General features: G+C 47.6%; 19 protein-coding genes and 1 other RNA gene. 19 read left to right on the top strand and 1 reads right to left on the bottom strand.

Going from position 1 to position 19,989, the window contains the following annotated elements:
- The first annotated feature begins 12 nt into the window (after nt 1-12).
- From TPET_RS01070 to TPET_RS01040, 7 genes are read left to right on the top strand one after another with little or no spacing between them, the layout of a single operon-like run.
- Nucleotides 13-465, top strand: a complete 453-nt coding sequence (locus TPET_RS01070) for a chemotaxis protein CheW (RefSeq protein ID WP_011942894.1) — start codon at nt 13-15, stop codon at nt 463-465.
- A gap of 17 nt (nt 466-482) precedes the next feature.
- Complete coding sequence (gene cysS, locus TPET_RS01065) at nt 483-1,865, top strand: cysteine--tRNA ligase (RefSeq protein ID WP_011942893.1); 1,383 nt, start codon at nt 483-485, stop codon at nt 1,863-1,865.
- 11 nt (nt 1,866-1,876) lie between these two features.
- On the top strand, nt 1,877-3,160 hold the full coding sequence (gene glyA / locus TPET_RS01060; RefSeq protein WP_011942892.1) for a serine hydroxymethyltransferase: 1,284 nt from the start codon (nt 1,877-1,879) through the stop codon (nt 3,158-3,160).
- Entirely contained in the window at nt 3,157-3,786 is a 630-nt protein-coding gene (gene upp / locus TPET_RS01055) for a uracil phosphoribosyltransferase (protein WP_011942891.1), read from the top strand. The genes glyA and upp overlap by 4 nt, the downstream gene beginning before the upstream one ends.
- A 14-nt stretch (nt 3,787-3,800) precedes the next feature.
- The gene (rnr, locus tag TPET_RS01050) at nt 3,801-5,933 is read left to right on the top strand and encodes a ribonuclease R (protein ID WP_011942890.1); all 2,133 of its coding nucleotides are present in this window, start codon (nt 3,801-3,803) and stop codon (nt 5,931-5,933) included.
- On the top strand, nt 5,930-6,349 hold the full coding sequence (locus TPET_RS01045; RefSeq protein ID WP_011942889.1) for a secondary thiamine-phosphate synthase enzyme YjbQ: 420 nt from the start codon (nt 5,930-5,932) through the stop codon (nt 6,347-6,349). The genes rnr and TPET_RS01045 overlap by 4 nt, the downstream gene beginning before the upstream one ends.
- Nucleotides 6,350-6,356: 7 nt before the next feature.
- Nucleotides 6,357-7,286, top strand: coding sequence for a calcium/sodium antiporter (locus TPET_RS01040; protein ID WP_011942888.1), 930 nt, complete (start codon nt 6,357-6,359; stop codon nt 7,284-7,286).
- Here TPET_RS01040 and TPET_RS01035 read toward each other — a convergent pair.
- Complete coding sequence (locus TPET_RS01035; protein ID WP_011942887.1) at nt 7,283-8,140, bottom strand: FlgD immunoglobulin-like domain containing protein; 858 nt, start codon at nt 8,138-8,140, stop codon at nt 7,283-7,285. The two genes, TPET_RS01040 and TPET_RS01035, sit on opposite strands and share 4 nt — an antisense overlap.
- Nucleotides 8,141-8,249: 109 nt before the next feature.
- Between TPET_RS01035 and TPET_RS01030 the strand changes: the two genes are divergently transcribed.
- The 12 genes from TPET_RS01030 to TPET_RS00975 all read left to right on the top strand — a co-directional run bounded on the left by TPET_RS01030 (nt 8,250) and on the right by TPET_RS00975 (nt 19,984).
- A complete protein-coding gene (locus TPET_RS01030; protein WP_011942886.1) occupies nt 8,250-9,638 on the top strand; it encodes a TldD/PmbA family protein in 1,389 nt (462 codons plus the stop codon).
- On the top strand, nt 9,635-10,942 hold the full coding sequence (locus TPET_RS01025; protein WP_011942885.1) for a TldD/PmbA family protein: 1,308 nt from the start codon (nt 9,635-9,637) through the stop codon (nt 10,940-10,942). The genes TPET_RS01030 and TPET_RS01025 overlap by 4 nt, the downstream gene beginning before the upstream one ends.
- Nucleotides 10,926-11,756 carry a DMT family transporter gene (locus TPET_RS01020; protein WP_011942884.1) on the top strand — a complete coding sequence of 277 codons (831 nt, stop codon included), beginning with the start codon at nt 10,926-10,928 and terminating at the stop codon, nt 11,754-11,756. The genes TPET_RS01025 and TPET_RS01020 overlap by 17 nt, the downstream gene beginning before the upstream one ends.
- Nucleotides 11,757-11,760: 4 nt before the next feature.
- Nucleotides 11,761-12,098: RNase P RNA component class A (gene rnpB / locus TPET_RS09255), an RNA gene on the top strand.
- Between the two features lie 41 nt (nt 12,099-12,139).
- Nucleotides 12,140-14,284: a RelA/SpoT family protein gene (locus tag TPET_RS01010; RefSeq protein WP_011942883.1), complete on the top strand. Its 2,145-nt coding sequence runs from the start codon at nt 12,140-12,142 to the stop codon at nt 14,282-14,284.
- Nucleotides 14,281-14,730, top strand: a complete 450-nt coding sequence (gene dtd, locus TPET_RS01005) for a D-aminoacyl-tRNA deacylase (RefSeq protein ID WP_011942882.1) — start codon at nt 14,281-14,283, stop codon at nt 14,728-14,730. Before TPET_RS01010 ends, dtd begins: the two co-directional genes overlap by 4 nt.
- A 10-nt stretch (nt 14,731-14,740) precedes the next feature.
- A complete protein-coding gene (locus TPET_RS01000; RefSeq protein ID WP_011942881.1) occupies nt 14,741-15,310 on the top strand; it encodes an epoxyqueuosine reductase QueH in 570 nt (189 codons plus the stop codon).
- Nucleotides 15,276-16,049 (top strand): DUF4940 domain-containing protein, encoded by a 774-nt coding sequence (locus tag TPET_RS00995; RefSeq protein WP_012896024.1) that lies wholly within the window; start codon nt 15,276-15,278, stop codon nt 16,047-16,049. Before TPET_RS01000 ends, TPET_RS00995 begins: the two co-directional genes overlap by 35 nt.
- Nucleotides 16,046-16,456 carry an ATP-binding protein gene (locus TPET_RS00990; protein ID WP_011942879.1) on the top strand — a complete coding sequence of 137 codons (411 nt, stop codon included), beginning with the start codon at nt 16,046-16,048 and terminating at the stop codon, nt 16,454-16,456. The genes TPET_RS00995 and TPET_RS00990 overlap by 4 nt, the downstream gene beginning before the upstream one ends.
- Before the next feature lie 4 nt (nt 16,457-16,460).
- Nucleotides 16,461-17,768 (top strand): methylenetetrahydrofolate--tRNA-(uracil(54)-C(5))-methyltransferase (FADH(2)-oxidizing) TrmFO, encoded by a 1,308-nt coding sequence (gene trmFO, locus TPET_RS00985; protein WP_011942878.1) that lies wholly within the window; start codon nt 16,461-16,463, stop codon nt 17,766-17,768.
- A 15-nt stretch (nt 17,769-17,783) separates the two neighbouring features.
- On the top strand, nt 17,784-19,151 hold the full coding sequence (locus TPET_RS00980; RefSeq protein WP_011942877.1) for a DUF342 domain-containing protein: 1,368 nt from the start codon (nt 17,784-17,786) through the stop codon (nt 19,149-19,151).
- A complete protein-coding gene (locus TPET_RS00975) occupies nt 19,148-19,984 on the top strand; it encodes a type I phosphomannose isomerase catalytic subunit (protein WP_011942876.1) in 837 nt (278 codons plus the stop codon). Before TPET_RS00980 ends, TPET_RS00975 begins: the two co-directional genes overlap by 4 nt.
- Nucleotides 19,985-19,989: the final 5 nt, after the last annotated feature.

Raw genomic sequence — 19,989 nt, 5'->3', positions numbered from 1 at the left:
GGGGGGATGGAGATGGAACTGAAGGTGGTGACGTTCAAGCTGGGAAACCAAGTGTTCGGCGTGGACATCATGAAAGTGGAGAGCATAGTCGAAGTGGAAAGGATCGTTCCCGTTCCAGAGACGGCGGAGTACATAGAGGGAGTCATGAACCTCAGAGGGAAAATCATTCCGGTGGTGAATCTCAGAAAGAAGTTCAAGATGCCAGATATAGATGACAAGAAGAAGGCGAAGATCATTGTTTCGATGGTGAAAGACACGCTGATCGGTTTCTTGGTGGACGACGTGAGCGAGGTTCTGACGCTTACAGAGAGCGATATCGAACAACCTCCTCAGAATCTCGCAGGAAAAGGGAAGAGCTACATTCTCGGGTTTGCAAAAGTCCGTGACGATATCGTGATCATTTTGAACATAGAAGAGGTTCTCACTTCGGAGGAACTGGTGGAGATCAGCAACATCAACGTGTGAAAACAGGAGGTGCATCGATGAGAATAACCAACACCCTGACAGGAAAAAAAGAAGAATTTGTGCCCATTCAACCCGGTGTTGTGAGGATGTACGTGTGCGGACCCACCGTGTACGACCTCATCCACGTAGGGAACGCGAGACCCGCGGTGGTATTCGATGTGTTCAGGAGGTACCTCGAGTACAGGGGTTACAGGGTCATAATGGTTCAGAATTTCACAGATATAGACGACAAGATCATAAACAAGGCGAATCAGCTCGGTGTCGATTACAAGACCGTGGCGGATACCTTCATAGCCGAGTACTGGAGAGACGCTCATGCCCTCGGTATAAGACCGGCGAATTTTCATCCAAGAACCACCGATTTCGTCGACGATATTGTTGAGATAATAGAAAGACTTGTAGAAAAAGGGGTTGCGTATCAAACGGAAACGGGTGTCTATTTCGACGTGAGAAAGTTCGAAAAGTACGGTGAACTCTCAAAAAAGAAGATAGAGGATCTCATCGCGGGTGCCAGGGTCGAGGTGGACGAAACGAAGAAGTTTCCTCTCGATTTCTCTCTCTGGAAAAAGGCCAAACCTGGTGAACCCTGCTGGAAGTCTCCCTGGGGAGAGGGAAGACCAGGTTGGCACATAGAGTGTACGGTTATGTCCGTAAAAATCCTGGGAGAGAGTTTCGATATACACGCGGGTGGGGAAGATCTCGTGTTTCCGCACCACGAGAACGAGAAGGCCCAGGCCGAGGCTCTGACCGGTAAGGTTTTCGCGAGATACTGGATGCACAACGGCATGGTCAGGTTCCTCGGTGACAAGATGAGCAAATCGACGGGAAACATCTTCACCGTCCGTGAAGCCGTGAAAAGGTACGGCAGAGACGGTCTAAGGTACATGATTCTCTCAAAGCATTACAGGTCGCCGATGGACTTCTCTGAAGAACTCCTTCAGGATTATTCCAGGGCGGTCAAACGTGTTTGGGAGATCCTGGGACGATACGAAAAATCTGGAGACATCGGGATACCTAAGAGAAACGCTGTTTACGAAGAGTACGTTAATCGTTTTGTGGAAGCTCTCGACGACGATTTCAACACACCGGTGGCTGTGTCCTTGATTTTTGAACTCGCGAGAAACCTCAGCAAAGCGATGGATGACAACGACCGTGAAGATGCCCTTCTCTACTATCACCTGATCAGAAGGGAGTTTGGCCCCGTTCTGGGACTTTTCGATCTCAACGAAGAGAAGAAAGAAGTTTCCTCTGAAGAACTACTCAAACTGCTGATAGAAGTGAGAGATGTCTTGAGGAAGGAAAAAAGATACGATCTTTCTGATCGAATAAGGGATCATCTCAGGGAGATTGGAATCATTTTAAAGGATACCCCTTCGGGGACAGAATACACTGTCGAGTGAGGTGATTTTTCGTGTGGAAACATGTAAAACAGGTTGATCCCGAAATATACGAAGTTCTTGTGAACGAGTTGAAGCGTCAAGAGTACGGCCTGGAGCTGATCGCCTCTGAGAACTTCGCGTCACTCGCTGTCATAGAAACCATGGGAAGCATGCTCACCAACAAGTACGCGGAAGGATACCCGCAGAAGAGGTACTACGGTGGCTGCGAATGGGTGGATCGAGCAGAAGAACTCGCTATAGAGAGAGCGAAGAGGTTGTTTGGAGCCAAATTTGCGAACGTTCAGCCGCACTCCGGTTCTCAGGCGAACATGGCGGTTTATCTGGCACTCGCCCAGCCCGGAGACACGATCATGGGAATGTCCCTGTCTCACGGGGGACACCTCACCCATGGAGCGCCGGTGAATTTCTCAGGGAAGATCTTCAAGGTGGTACCCTACGGAGTCAATCTGGAAACGGAAACGATAGATTACGATGAGGTCAGAAGACTCGCCCTGGAACACAAGCCAAAGATAATCGTTGCGGGTGGAAGTGCTTACGCCAGGATCATCGATTTCAAAAGATTCAGAGAGATAGCCGATGAGGTGGGAGCATATTTGATGGTGGATATGGCTCACTTTGCCGGACTCGTCGCTGCAGGAATTCATCCGAATCCTTTGGAGTACGCCCACGTGGTGACTTCTACCACACACAAGACCCTCAGGGGACCCAGAGGTGGTTTGATACTCACGAACGATCCGGATATCGCCAAAGCCGTGGATAAAACTATCTTCCCCGGTATCCAGGGTGGTCCTCTCATGCACGTCATAGCGGCGAAAGCCGTCTGTTTCAAAGAAGCCATGACGGAGGAGTTCAAAGAGTACCAGAAGCAGGTGGTCAAAAATGCTAAAAAGATGGCTGAAGAGTTCCAGAAACGAGGTTACAGGATCGTTTCTGGAGGAACTGATACACACTTGTTCCTGGTGGATCTCACACCAAAAGACATAACGGGTAAAGCGGCGGAAAAGGCCCTGGAAAGCTGTGGTATCACAGTGAACAAAAACACCATTCCCAACGAAAAGAGATCTCCGTTCGTGGCGAGCGGTATCAGAATAGGAACACCCGCTGTTACAACCCGCGGAATGAAGGAAGAAGAGATGGAAGAGATCGCCGAGATGATAGACCTGGTTCTTTCAAACGTGACCGATGAAAACGGAACGGTGAAACCAGAGGTGAGGGAAGAGGTTTCAAAGAGGGTAAGGGAGCTCTGCGAAAGGTTTCCCCTGTACCGCGACAAGATCGAAGGGGTGGAAATATGAAGAATCTCGTTGTAGTGGATCATCCCCTCATAAAGCACAAACTCACGATCATGAGAGACAAGAACACCGGTCCAAAGGAGTTCAGAGAACTGCTCAGAGAGATAACGCTCCTCCTCGCGTACGAAGCCACAAGGCATTTGAAGTGCGAAGAAGTGGAAGTGGAAACTCCCATAACGAAAACGATCGGATACCGTATAAACGATAAGGATGTCGTGGTGGTTCCTATTCTCAGAGCCGGTCTTGTGATGGCGGATGGTATTCTTGAACTGCTTCCAAACGCATCGGTGGGCCACATAGGAATATACAGAGATCCGGAGACGCTTCAGGCGGTGGAATACTACGCCAAGCTGCCTCCTCTCAACGACGACAAAGAGGTCTTTTTGCTGGATCCCATGCTGGCAACGGGTGTTTCTTCGGTAAAGGCCATCGAGATTTTGAAGGAGAACGGGGCGAAGAAGATCACGCTGGTGGCTCTGATCGCGGCTCCAGAGGGAGTGGAAGCGGTGGAGAGAAAATACAAAGATGTTAAAATCTACGTTGCGGCACTGGACGAGCGCCTCAACGATCACGGTTACATCATTCCCGGTCTTGGAGATGCGGGCGACAGACTCTTCAGGACAAAATAGAAGAAGGTGAGTACATGAGTCCGATAAGGAAGAAAGATGTGGAAAGGTTCATTCTCTCAGACGATTACAAACCCATGGTGTTGAAAGAACTCTACAAGAAATTCCGGGCAAAGACAAGAGAAGAGAGAAGAAAAGTGAGAGAAGTTGTGAAAAAGCTGGAAAAAGAGGGAAGGATCTTCAGGGACAGCAGGGGAAGGTACAGAAAACTCGGCGAAGATCTCAAAGTAGGAACGATCGAATTCACACGAAGTGGTTACGTGGCCTTTGTCATAACGGACGAGTTTGAAGAAATCGCTGTTCCTGTTGAAGACACGAAGTACGCCATGCACAAGGACAGAGTCGTCGTTGAAATAGCAGGAACCTGGAGAGGGCTTCCAAGGGGACGAGTCGTAAAGGTTCTCGAACGTGGCCTTACGAGGGTAGTTGGTGTTTTTGACCACAAAGGAACCTTTGGATTTGTTGTGCCGGATGACCCGAAGATAGCGTACGATTTCTACGTGGCACCCGAGAACATCGATGGTGCGAAACCTAACCAGAAGGTGATAGCGGAGATCCTGAAATATCCTTCTCCCGGCAAGAACCCTGAGGCGAAGGTTGTGAAAGTACTCGGTGATCTCGATGACCCTTCCATCGACCTTCCAAGTGTCATAGTGAAGCACGATCTTCCAGAACCGGGTGAATTTCCAGAAGAGGTCATAAGAGAAGCGAACTCGATACCTGCCAAGGTGAGGAAAAAAGACCTTGTCGGAAGAAAAGATTTGAGAGATAAAGTCATCGTCACGATAGACGGTGAGGACGCAAAGGACTTCGACGATGCCATCTCCGTGGAAAAGCTTTCGAACGGAAATTACCTTCTCGGTGTTCACATAGCGGACGTTTCACATTACGTGAAAGAAGGTTCCGCACTGGACCAGGAGGCCTTCAAGAGGGGAACGAGTGTGTACCTCATCGATACCGTGATTCCAATGCTCCCCTTCAGACTGTCCAACGGTATCTGCAGTCTCGTTGAGGGGAAAGACAGACTCACCATGAGTGTGGAGATGGAAATAGACAGAGACGGACGGGTCGTGAGATACGATGTCTATCCGAGTGTGATAAAGAGCAAAAAAAGGATGATCTACGAGAGGGTGAACGAATTCCTGGAAGATCCCTCTTCTATGAAGGAGTACGAACCTTTCAAAGATCTCATATACAACGCGGTGGAACTCGCAGAGATATTGAGAGAAGCACGGAGAAAGCGTGGAGCCATTCTCGATATAGAGAGTGACGAAGTGAAGGTCATACTGGACGAAAACGGTCAGGTGGTGGATATCGTTCCAAGAAAGAGAGGAATTGCAGAGAAGTTGATAGAAGAATTCATGATCAGAGCGAACGAGACGGTGGCTGAAATATTCGATCACGCCGGACTTCCATTCATGTATCGTGTACACGAGGAACCCGATCCCGAGACCATTTTTCAGTTGAGGAACTATCTTGAAGCGATGGGGATAAGAGCGAATTTTCCCCAGAATATCCACCCGGGAATGCTTCAGAAACTTCTGGAAAAGGTCAAAGACCATCCTTTGAGAAGCAGTGTAGAAAGACTCCTCGTCAGATCCATGAAAAGGGCAATGTACTCCGCCGTGAACATCGGTCATTTCGGACTTGCTTCTTACGCTTACACGCATTTCACTTCACCCATAAGAAGATATCCCGATCTTGTCGTTCATAGGCTTTTGAAACTCTACCTTGAGCAGAACGGATACTTCACCCCCGAACAGATCGAAAAATTCTCCAAGGTGCTTCCGAAGATCGCGAAACACTGCAGTCGAAGGGAAAGAGTCGCGGACGAAGCGGAGTGGGACCTTGTAGCTATGAAGAAAGTAGAATACATAGCCCGCCACATAGGGGAGGTTTTTGACGTTGTGGTAACGAACATCACCAAATTTGGGCTGTTCGTGGAGATTCCTGAAAAGAGCATCTCCGGTCTTGTTCACATATCGACGCTGGACGACTACTATTACTACGACGAAACAAGGAACATGCTCATCGGGAAGCGAAAGGGAAGGGTCTTCAGGCTGGGAGATGTTCTCAAGGTAAAAGTGATGAGGGCAGACAAGATCAGGGGCGAGATAGACTTCGTACTGGTGGAGGAGGATGAAGAATGAAGAGCTACAGAAAAGAACTCTGGTTTCACACGAAGAGGAGAAGGGAGTTCATCAACATAACTCCCCTTCTGGAGGAGTGTGTTAGAGAAAGCGGTATAAAAGAAGGTCTTCTTCTCTGCAACGCCATGCACATAACCGCGAGTGTCTTCATAAACGACGATGAGCCGGGACTTCACCACGATTTCGAGGTGTGGCTCGAAAAACTCGCTCCGGAGAAGCCGTACTCCCAGTACAGGCACAACGACACCGGAGAAGACAACGCGGACGCTCATCTCAAGCGCACGATCATGGGAAGAGAAGTGGTCATAGCCATCACCGATGGAAAGATGGATCTGGGACCGTGGGGACAGGTTTTCTACGGTGAGTTCGACGGTATGAGACCAAAGAGAGTCCTCGTCAAGATCATAGGAGAGTGATCAGGCTGTGGCTTTTCTTCTGACTGCCCTGGGAATAGCGATTCTGGTGATCGGCGCAAACTGGCTCGTCACGGGGGCGTCGTCGCTGGCACTGACACTGGGGATCTCCAAGTTGATCGTGGGACTTTCTGTTGTTGCTTTTGGAACGTCCCTTCCCGAACTTGTTTCTTCTCTCGTTTCCGCCATTAAGGGATATTCCAGTATAGCTATTTCCAACGTGGTTGGAAGCAACATAGCAAACGTTGGACTCTGCCTCGGGCTCGCTGCCGTTCTTCGAGCAGTGCCGGTGAAAAGAAGCACTGTGAGATCTGAAATTCCGTTCATGATCCTTGCGACTATCTCTTTCATCAGTTTGTTTCTGAAAAATTATTATCTTTCCTGGTACGATGGGGTGGTGTTCCTTTCTTTCATGGTCATCTTCATGTATTACTTAGTCACCTCAGCGAAGGAAGTGGTGGAAGAGGAACTGGAAGAGATAAAACCACAGAAGAGTGTTGCAGTCAGTCTTTTGATGATCGTGGGTGGAATCCTCGCTCTCTGGTTCGGAGGCGACCTTGCCATAGAGAACGCGGTGAAAATAGCCGAAACTTTCGGTCTTTCTCAAGCGTTTATAGGTTTGACTGTGATAGCCGTTGGGACTTCTCTGCCGGAACTCGTGGTGAGCATCGTTTCAACGGCGAAAAAAGAGAGTGATATCCTCGTTGGAAACATCGTGGGAAGCAACATCTTCAACATCCTCTTCATACTGGGAGTGAGTTCGTTCTTTGGAAGATTGACAGTGGATGTCAACCACTCTGTGGATCTCTGGTTTCTTTTCTTAACGTCGGTCCTTCTTCTTGTTTTTGCTGTCTCCAGAAGGAGAATTTCCCGTTTTGAAGGGGCAGTTTTCCTCATCATCTATTCTGTGTACATTTACTTTGTAGTACTCAGAGGTTAATGAACGAGAATCAGGAGAACCACCAGGGCGAGGACCGAACCGATGAACAGTTCTTTGAAGTAGGTGTACTCGCTCCTGTCCACGATCACTTCTTTTTCTACAGACTGCATCTCATCGTCGGTTGAGGCAGTTACTCTCACCCTGTATCTTCCGTCTGATGCGTCTTTTCCGTCCCAGATCACCTTGTTCGTTCCCTCGGAGCCTTTCAGCTGTCTGAACCAGATGGTTTCTCCTCTGTCGTTCAGAACTTCCACACTCAGGTCCGCGGGTTTGGAGAGGTAGATATAGAATGTAGTTTTATCGTTGTACCAGTCACCGTTCGGTGAGAATCTCTCGGGTTCCACTTTCAAGTCGAGTGCGAGCGCTTTCTCTTCCAGATAGATGTTGATTGTGTTCTCGCTCCTTGGTTTTACCTGGACGGTCACCGCTTCTTCCTTGTACCCCGGAGCTTTGAATGTGAGCGTCACCGTACCGGCCGGCACGTAGAGTACATCCTTGACGCTGTGGATCTTTCCTAGGTACATGCCTTCAGCGAAGACCTCAACGGGGTACACGTTCGAGAAGACTCTCAGAGCTCCTGCTTCTTTCAAGTTCGCGAATATAACGAATTCTCCCGGAGATGAAACGATGATTTCGCTTTCAAAAGGAATGTACCAGCTCTTTCTCACCGTTATGGTGAATTTCCCGGAAGAATTCAACGTAAGTATCATCTGACCGGTCACATCGACCGTTCCCACGTAGTTTCCGTTTATGAAAACCTGAGAAAGTGGTTCCGAATAAACGATCAGGACGTAATTGTCCGCCAATACGATGCCTGCAATCAGCAGAAAAAGAACCGGTAAAAATCTTCTCATGATATCACCTCCCATCGATCTTATTTTACACCTGTTGAAGGTGTTGAAATAGTTAGCACTCCGAACTTGGAAAGTAGTATAATGGTTGGTGAAGAAAGGAGGGATCAAAGTGCTCAACGAAAGTGTTATCAGAGACGTTATCGCAGCTGTTTTGAAGAACGGAGGGGACTTTGCTGAGTTGTTCTTTGAGAAAAAGTACGAGAATCGATACGAGCTGAAAGATGGGAAAATCGAGCAGGCAACGAGTAGCGAGATCGTTGGAGTGGGGATAAGAGGTTTTCTCGGAACAAAAGCCGTTTATGCCTACACGAACGATCTTTCAAGGGAGAACCTGATAAACGTTGCAAAGAAGGTGGGAGAAGCGCTCGAGGAGACAAAAATCGAAGATCTCACATTCAATTTCAACAGAACGAAAAGGAAGGAAAGACACGTGGTACTCATTCCACCGGTTCAGGTGGAAAAAACGGACAAGGTATCTGTTATGAAAAAAGCCTACTACGCGGCGAAAGATTACTCCGAACTCATAAAACAGGTGGTGGTCTGGTACTGGGATTACGATCAGGAGATTCTGGTTGCAAATTCAGAAGGAACTTGGGCTGAAGACAGACGTGTGAGGACCCGTTTGATGATAAACGCGGTAGCGGAAAAGGACGGAGTGCTCGAAAGGGGTTTCTACGGCCCCGGGGCAGGAATGGGTTTTGAATTCTTCGACAGAATAGATGTGGAAGAAGCGGCGAAGAAAGCAGCGAGGATAGCAGCGAGGATGGTTGAGGCAGAGCCCGCTCCGGCTGGAAAGATGACGGTTGTGATTGCCAACGGTTTCGGAGGAGTCATTTTCCACGAAGCAGTTGGACATGGCCTCGAAGCAACGTCTGTGGCGAAGGGGGCTTCTGTTTTTGCGGGAAAGCTCGGGCAGAAAGTGGCTGCGGAATGTGTTTCCGCGGTGGACGACGCCACCATTCCGAACGGCTGGGGTTCCGCTAACGTGGACGACGAAGGAACTCCCACACAGAGAACACTGCTCATAGACAAGGGGGTTCTCGTTGGCTACCTTGTGGACAAGCTCGGTGCGAGAAGAATGGGGATGAAGAGCACAGGAAGCGGCAGAAGACAGGACTACACCTTCCCACCCACTTCGAGGATGAGCAACACCTTCATACTCCCTGGAGATTACCACCCGGAAGAAATCATCGCGGCTACCGAGTACGGTCTCTACGCGAAGACCATGGGAGGTGGATCGGTTAATCCGGCCACTGGAGAGTTCAACTTCGCGGTTTCCGAAGCGTATCTCATAGAAAAAGGAAGGGTCACGAAACCGGTGAGGGGCGCCACACTGATAGGTAAGGGACACGAGATCATTCAGAAGATCGACATGGTGGGAAACGATTTGGCGAGAGACCAGGGTATGTGCGGTTCGTTCTCTGGATCCGTTCCGGCAGATGTGGGCCAGCCCACGATAAGAGTTAAGGAGATCGTAGTAGGGGGGCGAAACAAATGACCTTCGAAGAATTCAAAGATAGATTGTTCGCTCTTGCAAAGAAAAATGGAGTGGAAGTTCAGATAAGTTTTCTGGAGACTAAAGAATTTTCCCTTCGTCTCGCAAACGGTGACCTCGATCAGTACACGGACGCGGGAAAATTCAACGTGGAAATAAAAGTGCTGAAAGATGGAAAAACAGGAGCGTTCAGAACACAGGTTCTGGAAGATCCAGAAAAGTGTTTCGAAGAGGCACTGAGCAATTTGCAGATCAAGGACAGTGAAGAGAAAGAATACTTCTTCGAGGGTGGGGAAGAGTACAGAGAAATGGAAACGTACGTTGGGAGATTCGAAAAGCTCTCTGTCAAAGAGAAAATGGGTATGGCCAAAAAGGCTCACGAGAGCGCTGCGAAAGACGAACGCGTCGCCATGGTACCAACAGTCATGTACAGGGACATGGTAATAAAGAAGATCATCACCAACACACTGGGCTTGAACGTTGAGAGTCAGATGGACGGCGGTTTCCTTTTCGCCATGGCGATCGCTAGAGACACCAATCCGCGATCTGGTTCTTGGTATGAACTGGCGAGGGTACCGGAAGAGCTGGACCCCGAGGAAATAGGGAAAAGAGCTGCGGAAGAGGCAATTTCTCTCATCGGTTCAAAAACGATACCATCCGGGAAGTATCCTGTGTTGATGAGAAACACAGCGCTGCTCGATCTCATGGAGATGTTCATACCCATGATCTCGGCTGAGAACGTACAGAAAAACCTCTCGCCACTCAAAGGAAAACTTGGAGAGCGGGTGGGAAATCCTGTTGTTTCAATAAAGGATCTGCCTTACCATCCCAAGGGACTTTCCAGCACTCCCTTCGACGATGAAGGAGTCCCCACAACTGAGAAGTTCGTGTTGGAGAACGGCGTGTTGAAAACATTCCTTCACAACTTGAAAACGGCCAGAAAAGAGGGAGTGAAACCAACGGGAAATGGATTCACAGGAGGAATAAGTCCAGTCAATCTCATGCTGATTCCGGGCGAGATGTCTTTTGAAGAACTTTTGAAGGAGATGAACAGAGGAGTCGCTATCACGGAAGTTGAGGGAATGCACGCGGGAGCGAATTCTATATCTGGGGAATTTTCACTGTTTGCGAAGGGATACTGGGTGGAGAACGGAGAGATCGCACACGGTGTGGAAGACATCACCATATCGGGTAACTTCCTCGATCTCTTGAAGAGGATTTCTCTTGTTGGAAACGATGTGAAAGTGTCTCAACACACGATAACACCGAGCGTTCTGGTGGAGGTTCTGGATGTGGCGGGAAAATAAAGCCCTTGCGTTTCTCATTCTAACGGCAATTCTTCAGGGTTCAACTTTTCCGCTTCAGAAACTCGTTCTTGGAGGTGTTTCTCCTTTTGTTTATAACACCGTGAGATTTGGAAGCGCTGCTTTACTTTCGCTTCTTTTGTTCGGGCCCGGCAGGTTCGTGAAGAGTTTCCTGCTGGGGCTGGTTCTCTGTGGAGCGTACATGTTTCAACTCTGGGGATTGAAATTCACAAGCGCCGCAAAAAGCGGTTTCATCGTTTCGAGTTTTGTGTTTCTTGTGCCCTTGTTTGCTTTTCTTCTTGAAAGGGAGAAATTGAGAAAAATTCACTTTATCTCTTTCACTTCAGGGTTTTTGGGGCTCTATTTGCTCACGGGTGGTGTATCGGGAATCACGCCGGGAGATCTCTTTCAGTTCTTCTGTGCGGTTCTGTTTGCGCTGCACGTGGTTCTCATAACCAGATTTTCCAGATTCGAAGAAGAAAAGAACATGCTTTTCTGGCAGTTTGTGACCGTTGGGGTCGTCAATTTTCTCTTTGGATTGAACGAAAGGTGGCATTTCAATCTTGGAACGATTTCTGTGGGAATCTACAGCGGAGTATTCGCTACAACCCTTGGAATCCTCTGGCAGATGAGGTATCAAAAGGAAGTGGGAAACAACACGACAGCACTCGTTTACATGACTCAACCCTTTGTTTCTCTTGTGCTTTCATTTCTCTTTCTTGGAGAGCGTATGTCTTTCCTTCAGCTTTTAGGAGGAATACTCGTTCTGGTAGCGCTTTTTACCGGAACGGTGATGAAACCGGGAAAGTCTAATTGAACAGGGAGAGGAGCAGGCGGTCGCGGGGGCGCACACTCGCGCTTCCCGAGGAAAGTCCGGACTCTGGAGCAGGGTGCCGGGTAACGCCCGGGAGGGGTGACCCTCGGACAGGGCCATAGAGAAGAAAACCGCCCGTTTAGGGCAAGGGTGGAACGGTGGGGTAAGAGCCCACCAGCGTCGGGGCAACCCGGCGGCTTGGCAACCCCCACCTGGAGCAAGGCCGAGCAGGGGGTTGGGTTGCTCCCCCTATTCCCCCGGGTTGGCCGCTCGAGGTGTGTGGTAACGCACACCCCAGATTGATGACCGCCCACGACAGAATCCGGCTTACGCTCCTCTCCCATGTTATAATTTTCTTCACAGAGAGTGAATTCGGTGGTGAAATTGTGATCAATCGAACAGAGATTGAGACAGAAGCGAGAGAAGTAATTAGAGACCTGGAAAGTCTCAGAAAAAAGAGCTTCACAAGAGAGGAGAAAAAACTCCTCACAAAGGCTTATGAGTTTGCTCGAATCGTTCATGAAGGTCAGAAGAGATTTTCTGGAGAACCCTTCATAACCCATCCCGTTGAGGTCGCAAAAATCCTTGCGGCTCTGGGAGTCGATGTGACGACTCTGGTTGCGGCTCTTCTGCACGATGTTGTTGAAGACGGTGAAAATGTCAGCCTCGATCAAATAAAAAAAGAGTTTGGGCCTGAATTGGCCAGGATCGTGGATGGTGTCACAAAAGTCAGCAATATAAACGCACCGATCGGGAGCGATCAAGACTCTCGAAAAAAGATAGAAACCATACAGAAAATGTTTCTTGCAATGGCGGAGGACATGAGAGTTATATTCGTAAAACTCGCCGATCGTCTTCACAACATGCGCACCATTCACTACGTTCAGGATCAGGAAAAGAAGAGGTACAAAGCCTACGAAACCCTCGAGATCTACGCACCTCTGGCTCATAAGCTCGGAATCTACTCGATAAAGTCTGAACTCGAAGACCTGGCTTTCAAGGTGCTGTACCCGGAGGAGTACTACAAGATAAAGGAACTCGTCGCTGAGAAGAGAAAAGAGAGAGAAAAGAGAACCAATGAATACATCTCCCTTCTCAAAAGTGCTTTGGAAGAGCACAAGATAAAAGCAATTGTGGAGGGAAGGTACAAACACTATTACAGCATATGGAAGAAAATGAAGGAAAAAGAAAAAAAATTCGAAGAAATCTACGATTTGATCGCTCTGAGAGTGATAGTGAAAGACGTGACCACCTGCTACACCGTCCTGGGGATCGTTCACAACATCTGGAAACCACTTCCGGGAAGGTTCAAAGACTACATCGCTGCACCGAAATCGAACGGCTATCGTTCACTCCACACAGCTGTGATAACGGGTTACGGTGAGCCTCTTGAGATACAGATAAGAGACGAGGAGATGCACAGAGAGGCCGAGTACGGTTTGATTGCTCACTGGATATACAAGGAAAAACCTGACCTGAAAACAGCGAAAGAATGGATAGAAAGACTCCTCGATTGGAGAAAAGAACTTGCCCAGGGATTCACCGAATTTGAGGATATCAAGAAAGAGCTCCAGATGGATGAAGTTTTTGTTTTCACCCCGAAAGGAGATATCATCCACCTTCCCAAGGGTTCCACACCAATTGACTTCGCGTACGCGATACATACAGAGATAGGGCATCACTACAGTGGAGCAAAGGTGAACGGAAAGATCGTTCCTATCGACTATCAGCTGAGAAACGGAGATGTTGTTGAAATAATCGTCAACAAGAACTCTCCAGGTCCAAGTGTTGATTGGCTGAAGTACGCCAAAACCCACAGCGCGCGAGCAAAAATCAGAAGGTTTCTGAAGGAAAAACTCGCGCCCGAACTCGTAGAAAGAGGAAAAGAAGTTCTCAGAAAGATCTGCCGAAAGCTCGGAAAATCCTTCGAAGAAGTGATGCAAACGGAAGGAATCAAAAAGTATTTGAACGCGTACCAGGAAAAAGATTTCTTCATGAGAATCGGAGAAGGTAGTATTACCACACAAGATCTCATAGAAGCGATTCTGGGAAAAAAGATCGTTGTGAAAAAGCGTTCCACAAAGAAAAAGGTGAAGATGCAGAATCTTGTGAAGGTAGATGGAATAGACAGTATAGAGTTCCACATTGCGAAGTGTTGTCATCCGATCATGGGCGATCCCATAGTGGCCGTTGTCAGTAAAAGAGGCATGACCATACACAGAAGGGATTGTAGAAACCTGAAGAACATGTCACAGGACCGAATATTCTCAGCTGAATGGAACCTTGAAACTTCAGAAATGTTCGATGCACACATAAGGGTGGTCCTTGACTCGGAAAAAAACCTTCCGAGTTTGATAGATCGAATAACGAACCTCGGTGCGGAATTTGTGGCCATGAAGACTCTGAAATCAGAAGAACCACCTGTTGTGCAAATTCATATAAAAATATCCAACACCACCGAGCTCTCCGGTCTTCTCGATAGGCTCAGATCCTACAGATACGTTCTGGACGCGGAAAGGGTGGTGCAATGAGGGCAGTTGTACAAAGAGTCAGCGAAGCAAAGGTGATTGTCGAAGAAAAAACGGTGGGAGCCATAAAAAGAGGGCTTCTTGTCTTTGTTGGAGTGGGAAAAGATGATACAGAAGAGGACTGCGAATGGCTGGCCGACAAGGTTTCTGGACTTAGAATCTTCGAGGATGAAGATGGAAAGATGAACCTCTCCGTTAAAGACATAAACGGGGAAGTCCTTGTTGTTTCACAGTTCACCCTCTATGGAGATTGCAGAAGAGGAAAGCGGCCTTCTTTCACAGAAGCCGCACCTCCAGATAAAGGGAAAGCGCTTTACGAGAGGTTTGTGGAACTTCTCAGAGAAAAGGGTTTGAAAGTGGAAACGGGGAAGTTCAGAGCTCATATGCACGTTCATCTGGTGAACGATGGTCCTGTGACTATCCTTCTCGATTCCAGTAAACTCTTCTGAGGTGGGGATCGTGCTGATTCACGTTTGCTGTGCGCCGGATCTTCTCACGACAATATTCCATTTGAGGGATGCCGAGTTCTTCTTTTACAATCCAAACATCCAGCCTCCTTCAGAGTACGAGAAAAGAAGGGAGGCTGTGGAGAAAGTTGCTCATCATTTTTCGCTGAGTGTTCATTACGGTGAGTATTCAACAGAAGAAATAAGAAAGTGGTACGCATCGGTCAAAGACTACAAGAATCTCGGTGAGGGCAGCGAACGATGCAAGAAATGCATCAGTGTTCTTCTTGAGAGAACAGCGCAAGAAGCGACGAGGAGAGGCCATGAGTCTTTTTCCACGACCCTTCTTGCAAGTCCCAGGAAAAATCTTTCGATGATGGAAAATATTGGAAAAACCATCGAGAAAAAATACGGGGTGAAATTCTTCTTCAAGAACTTCAGAAAGGGAGGAGCCTATCAGGAAGGCGTGAGGCTTTCAAAGGAACTCGGGATATACAGACAGAACTACTGTGGTTGTGTTTTCAGCCTTCTGGAAAGAAGGGAGAAACATGCTGAAATTTCCGGAAAACGTGGTCATATGTGATGGAAAGAGAATACTCTGGAACGGACTGGGTTTACCGGAAAACCTCATTTTCGAGGTGGCCAGAACTGTACTGGAGTCGAACGTTCCGCTGAAGGGAAAAATTTTCTGTTTTCCGGCACAAACCATCCTTGGAAAGATGGCGATCTTCATCGACGAGAAAATACAAGAACGCGGTGTTCTCGTTGAACTTTTGAATCACGAGCTTCTTCGAATGAGGCTGTACAGCGAAGAAGTGGAAAACCTCGTAGATATTCTGTTCAACGACTGGCGACCCGGAAAGAGGGTCTTCATCGTTCGATCGGAGAACTTTGAAACCAGATTTTCTTTGAGGGAGAAACTCTCAAGTTTTGTGGATGTGATCTACAACGCAGGGGAAATAGACGTGGGAATCGCACCTTCTGGAATATCGCTGCAGATCAACGAAGGAAAGCTCTCTTTTTCGGATCCGGGACAGGATATCAAAGAAGCCGCGAGGAAGGCTCTGTTGATGGACAGATATGTGAACGAACCCTTTTCTTTCTACGAGAGGCTTCCCGCGTACACTTTTTCTTTGAACATACAGATTCCTGAGTCGGTGAAGATCTTCCTGAGAACAGGTGATATACATAAAACATCGGAATTGACTGAAAAGAACGTGGAAGTTGTTTTCAGGGAGATTCTGGAGTTCGAGAAAGAAACCCTTCTGTCACCGAGAGTCCCCGTTGAAGCGTTTTTGATTTTAAAGGGGGGCCTGGATTGATCGACACCGTGAGCGTTGTGCTTTTCTCTAAAAAGTCTCATATAAAGATCGCTCGTTCTGTCTTGCGAGATTTTCTTCAAATGCATGAAGCATCAGACAGCTTGATCGTTGACATGGAGATAGTTTTGGGAGAGATCCTCGCGAACGTGATCAAACACACTTACAAGAACGATGAAACAAAGCGAATCATCGTGAGTTACGCGTTAAAGAACAATATCTTTCACATGCTGGTGAGAGACTTTGGCCCTCCTGTTGATCCCAACAAATTGAAGCCCATGCCGCCTGATCTGGAGAATCCGCGAGAGGGTGGGTATGGCCTCTACATAATTTCCCGCGTCACCGACGAATTCAGGGTTCGCCCTCTTAGAAATGGGAACCTCACCGTTGCTAAAAAGAATCTGGGGTGAAAGGATGATCGTGAATGTCATCGGAGCAGGGCTCGCGGGTTCAGAGGTGGCTTACAACCTTGGAAAAAGGGGAATAAGGGTTCGTCTTTTTGAAATGAGACCGAAGAAGATGACTGAAGTGCACAAAACAGGATATTTCGCGGAGCTTGTTTGCAGCAACTCTCTCAAATCGGAAGACATAACGAACGCCGAAGGACTCCTGAAAGCTGAAATGAAGCTGATGGGTTCTATAACACTAGAAGCTGCAGAGAAAGCACGTGTCCCATCTGGAAAGGCCCTCGCGGTGGATCGTAACATCTTCGCGAAGGAAGTGACAGAGGCCATAGAAAGTCTTGAGAGTGTGGAGGTCATCAGAGAAGAAGTAACCGAATTCGATCCAGAAGAAGGATTATGGGTTGTAGCGACGGGACCAGCCACATCGGATGGTTTATTCTCTTTTTTGAGAAACCTCCTCGGTGATGATTTTCTTTTCTTCTTCGATGCCGTCTCTCCGATTGTGACCTTTGAGTCGATAGACATGGAACACGCTTTCTGGGGAGACCGATTTGGGAAGGGAAAGGATTACATAAACTGCCCTCTCACTGATGGGGAATACGAAGAACTCTGGAAAGCACTCGTTGAGGCCGAAGTTATAGAAATGGAGGATTTCGATCGAAAGCTCCTCTTCGAACGCTGCCAGCCCATAGAAGAAATAGCGAGAAGCGGAAAAGACGCGCTGAGATACGGCCCTTTGAGACCAACAGGTCTGGTGGATCCAAGAACGGGTAAAGAACCCTACGCAGTTGTTCAGCTTAGAAGGGAGGACAAAGAGGGTAGATTCTACAGTCTCGTTGGATTTCAGACCAGATTGAAATGGAATGAACAGAAGAGAGTTCTGAGAAAGATCCCTTGTCTCAGAAACGCCGAGATCGTAAGGTACGGTGTCATGCACAGGAATGTTTACATAAACTCACCAAAGTTGCTCGATATCTTTTTCCGGCTGAAAAAGCAGCCTAACATCTTCTTCGCTGGTCAGATTACAGGGGTGGAGGGATACATGGAATCCGCCGCGTCGGGAATCTACGTGGCTTACAATGTCTATCGTATTTTGAAAGGACTCTCTCCGTTAAAACTTCCCGAGGAGACCATGATGGGAGCGCTCTTCAGTTATATAATAGAGAAGGTCGAAGGAGATCTGAAGCCGATGTACGCAAATTTTGGACTTCTTCCTCCGCTGAAAACCCGTGTGAAAGATAAATTCGGGAAAAGAAAAAAACTCGCAGAAAGAGCCATTGAAGCGATGAGAAAATTTCTGGAAGAGTATCCCTGGTGATACGGAGGGATAGGGGTGAAGGTGGAGATCACAGTATCTGAAGACAGAATGCAGGCTTATGTGACTCTGCGAAAAGAGAGATCCAGTGAGCTTCCTCTTACAAAGGAAGAGCTTTTGAACGCATTACGCTCTGCCGGAATAAATCACGGTATAAAGGAAGAAATCATAGAAGACCTGGCAAGATCACCTGTGTACAACACACCTGTTCTTGTAGCAGAAGGCACCCCTCCAGTGGATGGAGAGGATGGAAGAGTTGAACTTTTGAAGAGGATAGAACTCACTTCTCATGAAGGAGAAAAGATAGACCTGAGAGAAATTCCCGCTAAACAGAGAGTGATTGTTCGGAAAGGAGAGACGATCGCCCGCATTATCCCACCGACTCCTGGAGAAGAAGGAATAGATGTTTTTGGAAACCCTATGAAACCGAGACTTGGAAGAGTGCCGGAGTACCGTCTTGGATACAACGTGACAACGAAGGACAACGAAATCATCGCAACGAAAAGTGGGATTCTGGTCATAGAAACAAACGGCACAATACACGTGTATGACACTCTGGAAGTTGACAATGTGGACTATTCTACTGGAAATATAGATTTTCCCGGCAAGGTGATTGTGAAGGGTGACGTGAAACCAGATTTCGTTGTAAAAGCTCAGGAAGATATTACAGTGAAAGGTGTAATAGAAGCGGCAACGGTGATTTCTTTCAATGGAAGTATCACGGCTGGAGGAATAAAAGGAAGAGGGAAGGCGTTCGTAAAGGCGAAAAAAACCGTCAAAGCCGTTTTTATAGAGAACGCAGAAGTAGAGGCCGAAGAAGTTCAGGTGGAAAAGAGCATAGAGAACTCCACGGTTAAAGCCATCAATGTCACCGTTCCTGGTAAAGGAGGAAGTATAAGAGGTGGCATAACCATAGCTCGGGTGAAGGTGGAAACCTATTTTTTGGGTTCTCCCATAGGTGTTAAGACGAGGGTGGAGGTTGGAATTGACCCTGAGATCAACGAGAAAATAAAACTCCTTTTCGCTCAGATCTCTCTCGACAGAGAGAACGTTCAGAAGTTGACGAAACTGCTAGTTGAACTCAGAAAACTCCAGGGAATGTTGAAAGACAAATTCCCACCTGACAAAGAAGCGCTTCTGAAGAAGGTGAACAACACTTTGATAAATCTCAAAGATTCAATACAGAAGAATGAAGAGGAATTGAGAAAACTTAAGACAGTAGCTGAAGAAATGGCTAAAAACGCCTCCGTTGTTGTAAAGGAGGTTGTTTATCCCGGTGTTGAAATTGTTATGTTCGAGAGGGTGTTTCGTGTGGAAAAGGAACTCACAAAAGCGGTTTTTTACTACAGAGACGGTGAAATAAGAGTAGGAGGGTATTCAGAATGACGATAAAGGTCTTTCCAAAGTTGCGAGAGCAGATATGGGGTAGTTATCGTCTTGGCAAGATATTCGGTTCAGATGAGAGAATAGGAGAAGTATGGCTTTTGTCCGGGCATCCACTTTTCATTACGGAGGCGGAAAATGGCCTCGATCTCAACGAGGATATGGAGAAGCTCATTGGAAAGAAATTGCCACGCTTTCCACTCCTCGTGAAACTCATTTCTGCTGAGGACTGGCTTTCTGTTCAGGTTCATCCAAACGATGAGGAGGCTCGGGAACTGGAGAGTGAACCCTGGGGTAAAACAGAAGCGTGGTATTTCGTAGAAAAAGGTCAGATCGCCATAGGAGAAGATCCGGAGAAGATCAGGAAGGCACTTGAAGACAACAGTTGGAATGAAGCGTTGAAGAAGGTGGAGATAGAACCTGGAAATTTCGTTTTTTTACCCGCTGGAACGGTTCACGCCCTTGGACCCGGTGGGCTTCTCGTGGAGGTACAGCAGGCGTCCGACCTCACCTACAGGGTTTACGACTGGGGACGTGGCAGGGAGCTCCACATAGAGAAGGCTTTCAAAGTGATGAAAAAAAGGAAAGTCGAAGATTTGATAGAGAAGAACTTTAAAGACTTTGAGTGCGAATACTTCAAGATAGAGAAACTGAGAGAGGGAGAATTGAAAGGATTCTGCGCGATTGTGATTCTCGAAAACGGTGTACTGGACAACAGACGAGTTTTACCATTTGAAACGTTCATCGTACCAAAAGGTGAGAAAGCGAAACTTCAGGCACCGGCTCTGGTTATGAGAATCGGAAAGTTTTTTGAACAGTGGGGTGATAAAAAATAAAGAGG

The sequence above is a fragment of the Thermotoga petrophila RKU-1 genome (assembly GCF_000016785.1).
In the GTDB taxonomy this organism is placed as follows: Bacteria; Thermotogota; Thermotogae; order Thermotogales; family Thermotogaceae; genus Thermotoga; species Thermotoga petrophila.
The sequence above is the reverse complement of the archived record's forward strand: the minus strand, read 5'-3'. Positions and strand labels throughout refer to the sequence as shown.